12 protein-coding genes are annotated in these 14,786 nt (G+C 71.9%); 5 read left to right on the forward strand and 7 right to left on the reverse strand.

What is annotated here, in order from left to right:
- Positions 1 to 107 precede the first annotated feature (107 nt).
- A complete protein-coding gene (locus tag J7E94_RS30445; protein WP_215020030.1) occupies positions 108 to 320 on the reverse strand; it encodes a hypothetical protein in 213 nt (70 codons plus the stop codon).
- A gap of 281 nt (positions 321 to 601) precedes the next feature.
- Between J7E94_RS30445 and J7E94_RS30450 the strand changes: the two genes are divergently transcribed.
- Complete coding sequence (locus tag J7E94_RS30450) at positions 602 to 1,546, forward strand: hypothetical protein (RefSeq protein ID WP_215020031.1); 945 nt, start codon at positions 602 to 604, stop codon at positions 1,544 to 1,546.
- Between the two features lie 50 nt (positions 1,547 to 1,596).
- On the opposite strand, the gene J7E94_RS30455 is transcribed toward J7E94_RS30450, so the two are convergent.
- A complete protein-coding gene (locus tag J7E94_RS30455; protein ID WP_215020032.1) occupies positions 1,597 to 2,205 on the reverse strand; it encodes a helix-turn-helix transcriptional regulator in 609 nt (202 codons plus the stop codon).
- A gap of 631 nt (positions 2,206 to 2,836) precedes the next feature.
- Here J7E94_RS30455 and J7E94_RS30460 point away from each other — a divergent pair.
- Positions 2,837 to 3,697, forward strand: a complete 861-nt coding sequence (locus J7E94_RS30460; RefSeq protein WP_308345533.1) for a helix-turn-helix domain-containing protein — start codon at positions 2,837 to 2,839, stop codon at positions 3,695 to 3,697.
- Between the two features lie 321 nt (positions 3,698 to 4,018).
- Here the strand turns inward: J7E94_RS30460 and J7E94_RS30465 are convergent, their stop codons facing one another.
- Entirely contained in the window at positions 4,019 to 4,618 is a 600-nt protein-coding gene (locus tag J7E94_RS30465; RefSeq protein ID WP_308345535.1) for a 2'-5' RNA ligase family protein, read from the reverse strand.
- Between the two features lie 224 nt (positions 4,619 to 4,842).
- On the opposite strand from J7E94_RS30465, the gene J7E94_RS30470 reads away from it, so the two are divergent.
- Together J7E94_RS30470 and J7E94_RS30475 are read left to right on the forward strand one after the other, a co-directional pair.
- Positions 4,843 to 7,248, forward strand: a complete 2,406-nt coding sequence (locus J7E94_RS30470; protein ID WP_215020034.1) for an excinuclease ABC subunit UvrA — start codon at positions 4,843 to 4,845, stop codon at positions 7,246 to 7,248.
- 183 nt (positions 7,249 to 7,431) lie between these two features.
- Positions 7,432 to 8,151: a hypothetical protein gene (locus J7E94_RS30475; protein WP_215020035.1), complete on the forward strand. Its 720-nt coding sequence runs from the start codon at positions 7,432 to 7,434 to the stop codon at positions 8,149 to 8,151.
- Positions 8,152 to 8,182: 31 nt separating this feature from the next.
- Here J7E94_RS30475 and J7E94_RS30480 read toward each other — a convergent pair whose 3' ends face one another.
- Positions 8,183 to 9,415: a GDSL-type esterase/lipase family protein gene (locus J7E94_RS30480; RefSeq protein ID WP_215020036.1), complete on the reverse strand. Its 1,233-nt coding sequence runs from the start codon at positions 9,413 to 9,415 to the stop codon at positions 8,183 to 8,185.
- A gap of 93 nt (positions 9,416 to 9,508) precedes the next feature.
- Positions 9,509 to 10,393, reverse strand: a complete 885-nt coding sequence (locus J7E94_RS30485) for a class I SAM-dependent methyltransferase (RefSeq protein WP_215020037.1) — start codon at positions 10,391 to 10,393, stop codon at positions 9,509 to 9,511.
- A gap of 116 nt (positions 10,394 to 10,509) precedes the next feature.
- On the opposite strand from J7E94_RS30485, the gene J7E94_RS30490 reads away from it, so the two are divergent.
- On the forward strand, positions 10,510 to 11,118 hold the full coding sequence (locus tag J7E94_RS30490) for a TetR family transcriptional regulator (RefSeq protein ID WP_215020038.1): 609 nt from the start codon (positions 10,510 to 10,512) through the stop codon (positions 11,116 to 11,118).
- A gap of 61 nt (positions 11,119 to 11,179) precedes the next feature.
- On the opposite strand, the gene J7E94_RS30495 is transcribed toward J7E94_RS30490, so the two are convergent.
- Together J7E94_RS30495 and J7E94_RS30500 are read right to left on the reverse strand one after the other, a co-directional pair.
- The gene (locus J7E94_RS30495) at positions 11,180 to 12,658 is read right to left on the reverse strand and encodes a branched-chain amino acid ABC transporter substrate-binding protein (protein WP_215020039.1); all 1,479 of its coding nucleotides are present in this window, start codon (positions 12,656 to 12,658) and stop codon (positions 11,180 to 11,182) included.
- A gap of 4 nt (positions 12,659 to 12,662) precedes the next feature.
- Positions 12,663 to 14,663: a hypothetical protein gene (locus J7E94_RS30500; RefSeq protein WP_215020040.1), complete on the reverse strand. Its 2,001-nt coding sequence runs from the start codon at positions 14,661 to 14,663 to the stop codon at positions 12,663 to 12,665.
- Positions 14,664 to 14,786: the final 123 nt, after the last annotated feature.

The raw sequence follows: 14,786 nt of genomic DNA on the forward strand, positions 1-14,786 counted from the left end.
GCATGTGGTGCATGTGGTGCTTGTCGTACTCGTGGTGCTCGTGCGCTTGCTCGGGCGCCCGGCGGAGCCCTGGAGGCGGCCCGCTGCGGGCCGCCCACAGGAAGAGGCTAGTCCCAGCGGGTGTCGAGCGGCGCAAGAGTGGCCGGAACAGAGTCCCACCGCGTGTCCGCCGGGGCCGAGTCCCACCGGGTGTCCGCCGGGGCCGAGTCCCACCGCGTGTCCGCGGCCGCCGTACCGCCCATGGCGGTAACGGAGAGCAGGACACCACCGGCCAGGGCGATGCCTGCGACGGCTCGTGACAGCCTGCGGGTGCTGCGCATGATCTTCTCGATTCTCTCGTCGGGGCATCCGGTCGTTCGTGGCCTTCCGCGTGCACCGGGCCCGGCGTGGGGCCAGGGCCGCTGCGGACAGAACCCCAGCTCAGTGCCTGTTTTGCGCCGCGAAGAGGCCGGTCCGTGACTGGAGGGTCACACCCGGCAGCCTGTACGGTCCCCCCTGGGAAGATCAAGGAAATCCAGGCTTCCCATCGGCGCACTTCCTCAAGTGGAAGCTCCCAGGGGGTTCGGTCTTGTACGAAGCAGGCGAAAACGTTCTGCCCCCGGTGACCCTTTCCTGCGCCGCCCGGCAGGTCTACCTGAAGATCACGAACGGCGCCGGGGTCCCTCCGGACGACCGTCCGGCCCTGGAGGAGCTGCTGGCGCTCGATCTGGTGACCCCCAGCCTGTACGTTCCGGGCCGGTTCGAGCCCACCGACGTCCACCAGGCGGAACGGAACGCCACCGTCCGGGAACTCGATGCCATACGCCGGCACCTGGAGCGGCTGTCGGGGGTCCCGGACCTGTTCGCCGCCCTGCCGAAGAAGTCGGCGCTGGCCCCCATGGAGGGCATCGAGCGCCTGGCCTCACCCGATGACGCCAACCGGATGCTGACGACGCTCATCTCGGGCACCGAGTCGAGCGTCTGGTCGGCGCAGCCCAAGGACCGCCCCGCGTGGAGCCTGGAGAAGTCCCTGGCCCGGGAGCTTGAACTCGTCCGGCAGGGAAAGCAGTTCCGTACGATCTACCCCAGCTCCGCCCGCCAGCGCGAAGCGGAGAGCAAGTGGGCGAGCACCATGTCCGCCGCGGGCGCGGAGGTGCGCACCCGCGTCCCCGACTTCGTCCGCATGATCATCGTAGACGGCCGGACGGTCGTCGTGTCCGACCCCAAGGACCCCGAGGGGGCGACGACTTCGGCCTACTGCATCACCCACCCGGTGGTGGTCTCGCTCATGGTCGCGGTGTACCAACAGCTCTGGGCCCGCTCCGAACCGTGGAAGGGCGGCAGGGGCCCCGAGCCCGGCGGTGCGGCGGTGACCACGCCGCAGACGCGCGCGCTGTACCGGATACTGCGGGCCGGAAAGGGACGGGCCGAGGTCGCGCGCCGGCTCGAGATCAGCGAGCGAACGGTCACCACCCTCTTGAACCGGCTCTACGAGGCGACGGGGACCGACAACCTGCTCGCACTCGGCGAGTGGTGGGCGGGCTCGGCCGACCGCCACATGGACTGACCGGCGGGGCTCGCTCCGCAGTCCGCCCGCACCCCCGGCCGGGATCCGCCTCAACCGCCCGCGGGATCCCCGCCCCCCGCCCCCGGCAGCGGGCCCGCCATCCGGCCCAGCAGGGCCGGGATGCCCCCGGCCTCGCGCAGCATCGCCAGCAGCTCGACGTGGGCGGTCGTGTCCCGTACGACGTCGGAGTCGTCGGGCGCGAGGAAGAACTCGGCGCCGGCCTCGATCCCGAAGTGCCTGGCGAGGGCCTGGAGCGGGGTGTCCGCGAAGTAGGAGGTCTCGACGCCGAACACGGCGGCGAGCTGGACGGTCGACTCCCAGCTCGGCTTGCTCTTCCCCGAGGTCACGTTGTACAGCCACACGCGGCTCTTGTCGCACGCCTTGGCCACGTCGTCCCTTTTGAAGGGGTCCCCGGTGGCCGTGGTACGCGTTTCGAACAGGTGCTCCAGGCGGGCGCGGAACAGCTCGGCGTCGGCCGGAACGTCCTCGGCCGGCTCGCCCGACCGGAGCCGGGCCAGGTGGTCGAGGGGCACACCGGTGGCGGCGCTGACCTCTTCGCCGGTCTGCGGGCTGCCGCCCCTGCGGTAGATCCGGTCGAACAGGAAGTTCAGCCGTGCCGCGATCCGCTGCCCGTACTCATCCCCGGCTGCCCCGCTCATCGATTCCTTCCCGCCATGGCCCGCCGCTGCTGCTGGATGCGAGCAGGATGCCGTCAACTCCCCCTGTTGGTGAATCTCTCAGGGAAGACTCTCCCAGCCTGACTTTGGTCGGGCAAGGGCAAACACGATCAAGATCCTCGCGGGCGGTACACAGTCGGGCCGGACCCGCGAGCCGCCTGCGCCTGCCGAGGCCTCCTGACACCTCCTCATGCCCTCCTGACGGCTCCTGACGCCACTTCAAAGCCTATCGTGCTAACTATTGTTGACATCGACGGCGCGGCTGGAGCAAGATCCTGCTTGTGCCGCCGAGCCGCCACTGTCTTCGCCACCGCGAGGCGGGTGCGGACCCGGCCGCGTACGCCGCCACGGTTCCGGCTTCCACGGGGGAGAGGTCGGACCGTAGGCGGGCGAACAGGAGTGTCCCAGCAGCATTCCGGGGGCGTCCTCAACCGCCGTCCGCCGTCCGGGGGTGCACGGCACCCCATGCCGACGGGGGAAGCGCGCCGGCGCTCGCCGCCGGCACGGCCGACGCGGCCGTTACCGCCGATGCGGCCCTCGCGACCCGAGCCGCCGCAGCCGCGCCACCGGGACTCCCGACCCCCAGGCAGAACCGGACGCTCCAGGAGGAAGCGTGATCACACCCGCCCACCCCGTGCAGCCCACGCCCGAGCGGAACGGCGCCCAGGCCTACGCGTTCCTCCAGGCCGTCCGCGGGCTCGGCCCCGGCCCGCACCGGTTCCGGGAGATCATCCACCAGACGGGGCTCAGCAAGTCCGAAGCCCACCGGCGCCTCTCCCAACTGGTCGACGCCGACCTGTGCCGCCGCCCCCGCCACGGCCAGTACGAGCTCCTGACCCACGCCCCCGCGGCCCCGTCGGGCCCGGCCTCCCCGGTGCTCCGGCATCCGGGCGCGGCCCTCCCCCGCTCGCCGCTGCTGGAGACGCTGCTGAACGAGCTCCACGCGCGCACCGGATATCCCGTACTCCTCCACACCTACGCCCCCTTGAGCGGCGAGCGCCTGTGCGCCGCGGCCACCGGCACCCACACACCCCCGGTCCGGCGCGCACTGGCGTCCGCCCCGGAGGCGACCGGCATCCTGCGCCAGGCCCCGCTCGGCGCGGACGCGGCCGGCCTCGCCATGCTGGCCCACCTGTGTCCCGACGACGCGCAACTGCGCGAGGACCTCCGCCGGGTCCGTCGCGACGGCATGGCCCGCACCCGTTCTCCGCTGCCCGGCTGGTCCCTGGTGGCCGTGCCGCTGCGGCGCCTGCCGGGGACCTGCGCCGCCCCCGGCGCGGAACCGCCCGTGGTCGGCGCGCTGAGCGTCCTGCATCCCGACGGGGCGGCAGAAGACGACCGTGCCACCGGGTACGGGCTCCTGCTGCGGGCCGCGGTCGAATCCGCGACCGCTCCCGAAGCGCGTACGCGCATCCGGACCGCCCCCCGGTGCGCGCGGCGTGACGGGCAGCGCGGTGCGCACCGTATGACGTAGAGGCCTGGGAAACCCGCGGGCGCGCCCGCGGGTCCAGCGTTCAGCGACTGCGGGTCAGGGCCGCGGGAGCGCCGGCCGACTGGGCTCCCTCCGACTCGAGCGCGAGCCGTTCCGGTGCCTCCATGGTCATCACGTAGAGGTTCCCCCAAGGCAGTCGAAGGAGGCCGCGCGTTCGGTGGGGCCTGCTGCCGGGAGACATCATCCCCTGGATTGGCTTGCGGCTCGCTTGACCGATGCGTGCCTGGGGTCGTTGCCCTGGCCTTCGTCGGTATCGCCAGCGCCTTGATCTGCTACCGCCGTACAGCCAACCGGGACGACCTCTCACTCTCGGTGCCAGTGCAGCTCACCCGTGCCCAGGGTGATCGTGACGCGGGGTTGCATCGGCCCCTCACCGCGGCGTGAGAGCAGCGCGATCTCGTCGACCTGCGCGGGCATGCTCCCCAGGCGGGCGGCGCACTCCGCAGCCAGGTGCCGCGGATCGCGGGTGCGTCCCAGTGACAGGTGAGGTGTGAAACGGGGGAACCGGCTGCGACAGCCCGGGAACGGCTCCGCCAGGTCGGCCTGGAGCGCCGTCCAGGGCTCCAGGCCGGCCGCGGCCGGGTCCAGCCAGACGGTGGCGTAGGCGCGGTGCCGGAAGCTGTGCACTCCGCTGAGGCGGATGGCGAAGGGCTCGGTTCCGGCGGCCACGGCGGACAGCAGGGCGGCGGCCTGCGCGAAGTCATCCTCCGGAACGAAGCCGAAGACCAGGTTCACATGGGGCGGCCAGCGGCGGATCTGGGGGTCGTGCTCGGCTCGGATGCTCTGGATGGGAGGCCAGAGCCCGGCCGGGGGAAGCCACACGACGGCGGTCCGAGGCGTGGCGGCGACCTCGAGGAATCCGGGCACACCGGCTCCGCCACCGGCGGTCGGAGACACATTCACCCGGCCATGATGCCCTGGGGCCGCACGGCGGTCCGGACCTCGGAGGACGGCGTGCCGGAGGCCGCGAGGGGCCGGCATGCAGAGGTCAGAGCGTCGGGTCGTGGCGGGTGGGGTGGCTCCAGGGCAACGGATATGTGCGCCCGTTCGGCTCAACACTGGTTAGATCGAGCCAGGCGACGGAGACGGAGTCCGCGACGGCGGCCCGCGCGACCGAGGGAGACACGATGGGCAGGGCCACGAAGCCGGAAACAGGGGCGCCTGCGCCGCACGACGCCGACAGCCACGCTCTGATCCGTGTGCACGGCGCCCGCGTGAACAACCTCAAGGACGTCAGCATCGAGATCCCGAAGCGCCGGCTGACGGTGTTCACCGGCGTCTCCGGTTCGGGCAAGAGCTCCCTGGTGTTCGACACGATCGCCGCCGAGTCGCAGCGGCTGATCAACGAGACCTACAGCGCCTTCGTACAGGGCTTCATGCCGGCACTGGCGCGGCCCGAGGTCGACGTACTCGAAGGGCTGACGACGGCGATCATCGTCGACCAGCAGCGGATGGGCTCCGACCCCCGCTCCACGGTCGGCACCGCCACCGACGCCAACGCGATGCTGCGCATCCTCTTCAGCCGGCTCGGGAAGCCGCACATCGGCCCGCCCAGCGCGTACGCCTTCAACGTCCCCTCGGTCCGGGCGAGCGGGGCGATCACCGTCGAGCGCGGCGCCAAGAAGGCGGTGAAGGCGACCTTCAACCGCACCGGCGGCATGTGCACCCGCTGCGAGGGCCGCGGTTCGGTCTCCGACATCGACCTCACCCAGCTGTACGACGACTCCAAGTCGCTCGCCGAGGGCGCGTTCACCATCCCCGGATGGAAGTCGGACAGCCAATGGACCGTGCAGGTCTACGCCCAGTCCGGCTTCGTCGACCCGGACAAGCCGATCCGCAAGTACACCAAGAAGGAGATGCAGGACTTCCTCTACGGGGAGCCGGTCAAGGTGAAGGTCAACGGTGTCAACCTCACCTACGAGGGGCTGATCCCCAAGATCCAGAAGTCGTTCCTGTCCAAGGACAAGGAGGCGATGCAGCCGCACATCCGGGCGTTCGTGGAGCGGGCGGTCACCTTCACCACCTGCCCCGAGTGCGAGGGGACCCGGCTCAGCGAGGGGGCCCGTTCGTCGAAGATCAAGAAGATCAGCATCGCCGACGCCTGCGCGATGCAGATCAGCGACCTCGCCGAGTGGGTGCGCGGCCTCGACGAACCGTCGGTGGCGCCGCTGCTCACCGCGCTGCTGCAGACCCTCGATTCGTTCGTGGAGATCGGGCTGGGCTACCTCTCGCTCGACCGGCCGTCGGGCACGCTGTCGGGCGGCGAGGCGCAGCGCGTGAAGATGATCCGCCACCTCGGTTCCTCGCTCACCGACGTCACCTACGTCTTCGACGAGCCCACGGCGGGCCTTCACCCCCATGACATCCAGCGGATGAACGACCTGCTGCTGCGACTGCGGGACAAGGGCAACACGGTGCTCGTCGTGGAACACAAGCCGCAGACGATCGCGATCGCCGACCACGTCGTCGACCTCGGCCCGGGTGCAGGTCAAGCGGGTGGCACCGTCTGCTTCGAGGGCACGGTCGAGGGGCTGCGGACCGGCGACACCGTCACCGGCCGCCATCTCGACGACCGGGCCGCCCTCAAGGAGACCGTGCGCAAGCCCGCGGGCGCGCTGGAGATCCGCGGCGCGACGACGCACAACCTGTGCGACGTCGACGTCGACATCCCGCTCGGGGTGCTCGTCGTCGTCACCGGCGTCGCCGGCTCCGGCAAGAGCTCGCTCGTGCACGGGTCGCTGCCACACCGGTCGGGGAACGCCGGCGCGGAGGTGGTGTCGGTCGACCAGGGCGCGATCCGCGGCTCGCGGCGGAGCAACCCGGCGACGTACACCGGACTGCTCGACCCGATCCGCAAGGCGTTCGCGAAGGCCAACGACGTGAAGCCGGCGCTGTTCAGCGCCAACTCCGAGGGCGCCTGCCCCACGTGCAACGGCGCCGGCGTCATCTACACCGACCTGGCGATGATGGCCGGGGTCGCCACCCCGTGCGAGGAGTGCGAGGGGAAGCGGTACCAGGCATCGGTGCTGGAGTACCGCCTCGGCGGCCGCGACATCAGCGAGGTGCTCGCGATGTCGGTGACGGAGGCCGAGGAGTTCTTCGGCGCCGGCGAGGCGCACACGCCGGCCGCGCACCGCATCCTGGGCAGGCTCGCCGACGTCGGGCTCGGCTACCTCAGCCTCGGCCAGCCGCTCACCACCCTGTCCGGCGGCGAGCGGCAGCGGCTCAAGCTGGCCACCCACATGGCCGAGAAGGGCGGGGTCTACGTCCTCGACGAGCCGACCAACGGCCTGCACCTCGCCGACGTCGAGCAGCTGCTCGGCCTGCTCGACCGGCTCGTCGACTCCGGCAAGTCGGTCATCGTCGTCGAGCACCACCAGGCGGTCATGGCGCACGCCGACTGGATCATCGACCTCGGCCCCGGCGCCGGCCACGACGGCGGCCGGCTCGTCTTCGAGGGCACACCGGCCGACCTCGTCGCCGCCCGCTCCACCCTCACCGGTGAGCACCTCGCGGCCTACGTCGGCGCCTGACGGGCCATCGCCTACGCGAGCGGGTGCGACCGGCCGCCTCCAACGCCGGAGGCCGCGGGCTGGGGGCCGGGGGCTGGGGGCCCGGGGCCGTGGAGCCCCCGGTCTCCGGTACTCGGTTCGGGGGACGTCAGCGGCTCATGTGACCATGGCCCGTCGGCACATCCGCACCTCATGGGGGGGACCATGCGCACCCGCACCACCACTGCCGCGACCGGCTCCATGGCCGCGCTCGCGGCACTGTTCGTCCTGGCCGGTTGTACCGCACCGAGCGAGAGCCCGCGGGCCGGCCGTACGGCCGTGAGTTCCGCAGCGCCGTCCGCGCCGGCGCCGGGCAGTGGCTCCGGGTACGAGGGGCCGCGGCCGCAGGATCAGAACCTCCTGGCGTGGACCGGCGACCCCAATGACGCGGGCCATGTCACAGCCCAGTCCGCCGCCGGGGTCGGCGGGCGCGTCACCCTGGTACGGATCGTCCTGCGCGAGCAGATCACGTGGTCGAACATCTGGCTGGGTCTGGCCGGCGCCGACCCGAGCGCCCAGCTCGCCAACTGCTACCTCGGCGTGTACGACGCCAACGGCACGCTGGTCGCGGCCACGGCGGACATCTCTCCCCAGCTGATGACCGAGGCCGTCGCCAAGCCGCTGCCGCTCGGCAAGCCGTTCACCGCCGCCCCAGGGACGTACTTCATCGCGCTCCTCCTCAACGGGAATTGGGCCACCAATGCCCTCACCCTGAAGGCCACGGGGGCCGGCATCTCGGTCAACGCCGGTCTGACGCCGCCGAACCTGCGCTACAGCACCCTGCTGACCGGTCAGACCTCGCTGCCGGCCGGCGTGAACCTCGCCGACCAGTCCACCAGCACCATCAACACCGGCTGGGCCAGCCAGTGGTACGGGATCTCCTGAGCCCCGGGAGGAGGCCCGGCCTCGTTCGTTTTCAGGGGGTTTCGGCGGCGAACGGGCCGCCGGAGCCGAAGGCCAGGGCCGCGAAGCGTTCGCCGATGCGGCGGTGCGCGGCGGCGTCCGGGTGGAGCTGGTCGGGCAGCGGCAGTTCGGCGAAGTCCGCCTCGCCGTAGAGCTCGCGGCCGTCGAGGTGGTGCAGGTGCGGGTCCTCGGCTGCCCGCTGCTTCACGATGCGGGCCAGTTCGTCCCGGATGACGCCCAGGGTCAGCTTTCCGGCGGCCCGTTCCGCAGGGTCGCCCGCGGCCCGGAACGTGAGCCTTCCCTCGCTGAGGCTGCCGAAGTCCGGGGCGCTGGGGCCGGGGGTGTCCTCGTGGATGGGGCACAGAAGGGGGGAGACGACCAGGAGCGGAGTGGTGGGGTGGCCCTCGCGGATGGTGTCGAGGAAGCCGTGCACCGCGGGGCCGAAGGCGCGCAGGCGCATCAGGTCCGTGTTGACGAGGTTGATGCCGATCTTGATGCTGATCAGGTCTGCGGGCCGGTCGCGCAGGGTGCGGGCGGTGAACGGGTCGAGCAGGGCGTTGCCGCCCAGTCCCAGGTTGGTCAGTTCCACGCCGCCGGCCGACGCGGCCAGCGCGGGCCAGGTGGTGCTGGGGCTCGCGGCGTTGGAGCCGTGGCTGATCGAACTGCCGTGGTGCAGCCACCTCCTGCGGCCCCCGTCCGGCAGGGGCTCGATGGGGGCGTCGGTGCGCAGGGCGACCAGTTGGGTGATCTCGTTGTAGGGCAGCCAGATCTCGAGGTCCTTGACGCGGTCGGGGAGGCCGGAGAACCGGACGGTGCCGACCGGGCCGGGCCGGGTTTCCGCGGACCCGGTGGCCATGTCCACCATGAGGACGTTGCCGCCGGTCACACTGGCCTGCCCGGCCAGCCGGCCGTCGACGAGCAGGTCGTAGACGCCGTCAGGCCGGGGCGGGGCGCCGTGGTAGGCCATTTTGGTGCGCAGGGTGTCCAGTTCGACGGTGGTGGCGCGCGTGCGGAACGCCAGCCGTACGCCGGAGGGCTGGGACTCCGCCATGGCCAGCTGCCCGTCGGAGCACTGGGCGCGCGCCCGGGCGGGCAGCCGGTGCGGCAGCACGCCGTGTGCGGTGCGCTCCAGATCCAGGGCGCCGCGCAGGAGAGCTGCGGTGATGGTCGTGGTGAGGAGCGGGGTGTTCCAGTCCGCCGCCCGGGCCGCAGTGGTGGCGGGGGCGTCGTCGAGGCGGTCGTCCATGACTGCATTCTGCCCGGTCGGATGCGCGGCCCGGCGCCTTTACCGGTGTGCGCGGGCGGACCGGTCGAGGGGGAGGCCCGCGCCGGCTCTCGTCTACGACCGGGTCCGCTGAGCCGTGCGCGGGGTCGCTGGGGCGGCGCCGCGGGCTGCCGTGACCAGCCAGGAGCTGCTGCGCAGCCATACCGCGCCGCCGCTCTCGTACGGGCGCAGCGCCCCGGTCAGCGTACGGCGGGCTTCTTCCTGCGCATCGGGGCCGACTTGGCTGAGCAGGTGGCGGCCGGGGCCGGAGTCGAGCAGGAAGGCCGCCGCGTCCTCGGCGTCCAGCCCCCAGTTCCCGGCGGCTTCCACGCGCTGGGCACGTGCGTCCTCGAAGCCGGCGGCGGCCAGGAGGGCGAGCGTGCGGTCGGGGTCGGTGAGGGAGAACATGCCCGGGGCTCCGGGCTCGCCGAAGCCGCCGAGCGGCAGGATGCCGTCCAGCGAGGCCATCGCCTTGAGCCACTCGTTGGCTTCGGCATCGGCGGCGCAGATGAACGCGAGGCGGCCGCCGGGGCGCAGGGCCCCGCCGATGTTGGCGAAGGCCGCGACGGGGTCGGCGAAGAAGGTCATGCCGTAGCGGCTGATGACCGCGTCGAAGGAGCCGGGCTCGAACGGGTGGACCTGGGCGTCGGCGTGGACGAAGGAGGCGTTGCGCACCCGCTCGCGCTCGGCGCTCAGGCGGGCCCGCTCCAGCAGGGGACCGGAGAGGTCCACCCCAACGGCCTGACCCCGGTCGGCCCGCAGGGCCGCCAGCCGGGTCGTGCGCCCGGCTCCGCACCCGATGTCGAGTACGAGGTCCGGCCCGCGCGGATCGGCGGCGTCGAGCAGCGGCTGGTTGAAGCCGTCGTTGACGGCGTCCCAGCGTTCCTGGCTGCGGGCCCACTGGGCTCCCTCGTAGCCGTTCCATGCCTGGGCCTGAGCATTGTTGGCCGGCTGATCCATGCGGCACTTCCGTCCCCGCCGGGGGCGTCGAACGTCCCCGGCCCTAGAATGGGCAAGTGCCCAAACAGTATGGGCGAACGCCCATACTTGCAATGGGCTTGGCGGAAGGGGCGGTTGTGTCACCTCGTGGAGTGGCGATTCCAGACCTGCGGGAGCGGCTGTTCGCCGCGGCGGAGCGAGTGGTGGCCCGCGACGGAGCGGCGGCTTTGACCAGCCGCGCCGTCACCGCGGAAGCGGACTGCGGCAAGGGGGTCCTGCACACGCATTTCGCGGGGCTGGACGAGTTCGTCGCCGAGCTGGTCCTGGACCGGTTCGCGCGCAGCGCCCGCCAGGCCGAGGGGTTGGGCGCGCGGGTGGGGCAGGGCACCGTCGCGGGCAACCTCCAAGAGGTCGCTCTCACACTGCTGGACTCCCTGCCCCCGGCGGTGGTGGGCCTGGCGATGACCCGCCCCGCGGCCGCGCTCCACGCCCGGGAGGGTCTTCAGTCGGGTGCGCCGGCCTTCGACGCGATCCAGGGCTCGTTCACCGCGTACCTCCAGGCCGAGCAGCACAGCGGCCGGATCGCGCCGGGGGCGGACACGGCGACGATCGCGCTCGCGCTCGTCGGCACCGTCCACCACCTGCTGATGACGCGCCTTCCCGGCGGGAGCGAGGACGCGAAGGGGACCACCGAACGGCTGGTCTCCGTCCTGCTCGGCGCCGCGCAGCAGCCGCCGGCCGCCTGACGGCGCCGGCGACCGCTCACTGCGGCCCTCCGACCGGCGGCGGCCGCCGGGCGCGGCTCCGTCACTGCGCTTCCGGCGGCTTGCCCTCCGCCGCGGACACTTCGACGAACTCGGCCATGCCCTTGACGTTGAGCCGGAGGATCGGAACCGCCTTGTTGCGGGGATTGCCGTTGTTCTGGAAGGAGATGAAGCCGCTGGCCCCGGCGACCTGCTGACTGCCGTCCATCTGGTGGAACATCCGGGCCACGGCGTCGCCCACGACCTGGCCCTGCCAGCGGGCGGCCATCTGGATGCCGTGAGCCGCGGTGAGGACGGCGTCGTGGCCCATCAGGGCCCCGCCGTCGTCGCGCGGGTCGTGCGGGAACCACTGGTCGAGCAGCCCGCCCTGCTGGAAGTTCCGCGCCGACGGAGCGGACACCGCCTGCGGCGAAGTGCGGTACATGTCCGGGTGCGAGAGGCCGGTGTAGAGGACCTCGACGCCCGATTCGGCGGCGTGGGCGAGCTGTTCGGCGGTCAGGTTGGTCGTGTCGTCCCCGGCGAAGACGGTGAACTTCTGCTCCGTACAGCTGCGGTTGGACAGGGCGTCGAGAAAGTGGGTGAGGTGCCGGCCGCGGCCCGCGAAGTAGACGAGCTGAGGGCGCTGCAGACACAACTGACCGGGCATGTAGCGCAGTTCGTTCTGCCATGCACTGCTGACGGAGGAGTCGTAGGTCATGCGTTCCGCGACCAGCTTGTGCTTCTCGCCCTCCTGGAAGGCCTCGGTGAAGGCCGTGCCGAGGGTGGAGGCGTACAGATTGCCCTGGGCCACGTCCTGGATGACGACGGCGGTGCCGACGCCCCGCCGTTTGAGGTAGCCGGCGGCGGCGTACGCCTCGTCGATGTTGGTGGGCGCGACCCGTACGAAGCCGTTGATGCCCTGGATGTTCGTGGCGGTCATGGTGGCGCCGACCATGGCGATGCCGTTCTCGGAGAGGCGCCGTATGGCCGCGAGGTTCTCGTCCGTGCTGGGTCCGAGGCCGGCGACCGCGACCAGCCGGTCCGGGGAGTCCTTGCGGGCGATCAGCTCGTCGACGGTGTGCTGCCAGTACGCCGATTGGCTGCCCGCGTTGGCGATCAGCAGCCGGATCTTGGGCGTGGCGGCCAGGTCGCCGCGATTGTGCCGGTACTGGGCGAGGTACGCGCCCTGGAGCTCGTGCCGGATGCCTTCGGCCGAGTTGCTGTCCTCGGCGGTCAAGGTGAAGGAGGTCAGGTACGCGACGCTGACGTAGGGCTCTTTGTCCGCGTCGGCGAGGACGCGTTCGTTCTCCTCGTGGATCTTCTTCGCGACCGCGTCGAGGTGCGGGGCGAAGGAATAGGCGCCGTCGGTGACCCCGACGCACTCGTCGTGGGGTCCCTGTTCGACCACTCCGTCGGCGCATCTGGACTGGCGGTCCTGGATCCAGCCGACTCCCAGCCAGACGGCCGCCGCCAGCACGACGGCTGCAGCGGTCGCGAGGGCGACGCGGCGCACGACGTGCAGCGGCCATTCGACTCTGACCACGGGCTCAGCCCTCCCCTCCGACGGTCTGGGGATCGCGCCAGTGGCGGTGCCGTTCCGCCTCGTTGAACAGAGCCACGATGTCGTTCCTCCGCAGTTGTGACAGCTGGGTGAAGCCGTCGGCGATCATGTCGTTGAGTCGCATGGCGGGGTCGGCGAGCGGATCGCTCCACACCCAGCGGGTGGTCACCAGCGTGTGGATCACCGACTCGACGTCCATCACGCCGTCGGGTCTGCGCGGGCCGAGCCCGGCGAGGAGTTCCAGCGGGCCGCGGTCCGTCGGGAGGCGGTTGGGGGCGGCGGTGATCGCGTCGAACTCGGCGATCCACTGCATGGCCGGGACGGCGCTGAAGCGCCGAGTCAGATGGGCGGTGACCTCGTCGGTCCGTCCGAGGGCGAGCAGGTGGTACATCTCCTGCACCTGTTTCCCCTCACCCCGGTAGTACTCGGCGAGGAGTTCGTGCGCGGCGTCCCACGCGTCGGGGCGCCGGCCCAGCCGCCACAGCAGCAACCGGCGCAGCCACGGGTGGAGTACGGGGACCACGGTGAGCGGTCCGGACAGCAGCCAGCGGGAGCGGATCTCGCCGAACAGCGCGTCGCCGGGGCTGAGGAGGCGGGTGCCGACGGAGAAGTCCCGGGCGGCGGCGCATTCGGCGAGGGCGGTGCGCTCGGTCTCGTCGAAGTCGCGCAGGAGCCGGCGCAGGGCGGTGTCGGCGAGTGTGGCGGTGCTCTCGCCGCTGCGCAGGGGCCGGTCGGGCAGGGTGCGCAGCCAGCGGTCCTGCTGCGGGCCCGAGTCCGGGGGCGGTCCGGACTGGCGCAGTACGTCGAGCACTTGGTGGACGGCGCGCGGCAGTCCGCCGGTCAGCCGGTGCACGAAGGGGGTGAGGCGGGTCAGCGGGGCCAGGTCGCTGTGGCCGCCGAGCTGGAGCTCTATGCGGATGCGCACCTCGTCCAGGTTGAGGTCGCGCAGACGTAACGGGTACCACCAGGTGTCCTCGCTGTCGCGGGTCGGCCGGTGGGTGTTCCAGTCGGCGAGGGAGGCCCGGTCGGGGCCGCGCAGCTGCCAGGGCCAGGAGTCCCCGGTGGCGGGGCCCCAGCGGGGCAGCCAGCGGTTCGAGCTGGCGACGATGGTGAGCGGGTCGCTGTCGAGGCCGGCCACGACCGTGTTGTCGTGCCGGGCGCGCACGAGCAGGTCCAGGAAGCGGCGGCCGTAATCGGTGTGGGAGTTGTCGAGGAGCAGGAGGTAGGAGCGGGGCATGAAGTTGCGGGCGGTGTTGCGTCTGAGGTCTTCCAGGAAGGCCGAGAAGAGGACGAGGTCGAGCCGCTCCTGCTCGTTCTCGTCGCCCTCGTGGCGCCACAGGTTGAGCTCGACGAGGGCTTCCATGGGATCGCCGCTGCGGATCATGGGATGGCGTCCGTACCACTGGGCCCCGGCGGTGAGCCGGCTGCCGAACCTGCCCCCGAACAGGTTCGGCATGGTGCGGCGGCTGCGGCGCAGCGCGTCCTGGAAGAGGGCGAGGGCGGCGGTGGAGGCGCCTTCGGGCATGCCCACCGCGCCCATGCCGACTTCGAAGAAGGCGGCCAGGTAGTCGCCGTGCCGGGCCTCGTTCTCCTCCTGGAACCGGTCGAGCTGCCGCTGCACTGCGCGCCGGCCTTCGGCGAGGCTGCGCATTCTGAGTTCCTGGTCGGAAGCGAGGAGGCCGAGGCTGAGGAGCGGGAAGTGGGAGCGGCCGTAGCGGGGCAGTTTGCGTTCGAGCTGGCGCGCGAGGAGGCCGAGGGCGTAGCGGGGCAGGAGTGACTGCGCTCCGGCGAAGTTGACGAAGGCGAAGGGGTAGTCGGGCCCGAAGTGCTCCATGAGCGCGCTGTGCGCCTCGCTGGCGCCGCTGCCGGGCGGGCCGAGCAGCATGGTGAGCGGCCGTTCGGCCGCGGGGGATTCCTTCAGGGACGCGTCGACCAGGGACAGGATGCCGCTACGTCCGCGCAGGCCCATGCCCGTACCCGGCTCCATCACGTTTCCCCCCACAGGATGCCGTAAACGAGGACACAGACTGCCATCCGAAGCCGGTGGCGGCTAGGGCGTTTGCCGCGGATCATCTGATCGGCGTACGGGCGGCGATCAGCGTACGGGCGG

This window comes from Streptomyces sp. ISL-94 (genome assembly GCF_018614075.1).
In the GTDB taxonomy this organism is placed as follows: domain Bacteria; phylum Actinomycetota; class Actinomycetes; order Streptomycetales; family Streptomycetaceae; genus Streptomyces.

Excerpts from the sequence above, each read along its gene's own strand:
- J7E94_RS30475 (WP_215020035.1), top strand. The coding sequence starts at position 7,432 with ATGCGCACCCGCACCACCACTGCCGCGACCGGCTCCATGGCCGCGCTC.
- J7E94_RS30470 (WP_215020034.1), top strand. The coding sequence starts at position 4,843 with ATGGGCAGGGCCACGAAGCCGGAAACAGGGGCGCCTGCGCCGCACGAC.
- J7E94_RS30485 (WP_215020037.1), bottom strand. The coding sequence starts at position 10,393 with ATGGATCAGCCGGCCAACAATGCTCAGGCCCAGGCATGGAACGGCTAC.
- J7E94_RS30480 (WP_215020036.1), bottom strand. The coding sequence starts at position 9,415 with ATGGACGACCGCCTCGACGACGCCCCCGCCACCACTGCGGCCCGGGCG.
- J7E94_RS30455 (WP_215020032.1), bottom strand. The coding sequence starts at position 2,205 with ATGAGCGGGGCAGCCGGGGATGAGTACGGGCAGCGGATCGCGGCACGG.
- J7E94_RS30500 (WP_215020040.1), bottom strand. The coding sequence starts at position 14,663 with ATGGAGCCGGGTACGGGCATGGGCCTGCGCGGACGTAGCGGCATCCTG.
- J7E94_RS30445 (WP_215020030.1), bottom strand. The coding sequence starts at position 320 with ATGCGCAGCACCCGCAGGCTGTCACGAGCCGTCGCAGGCATCGCCCTG.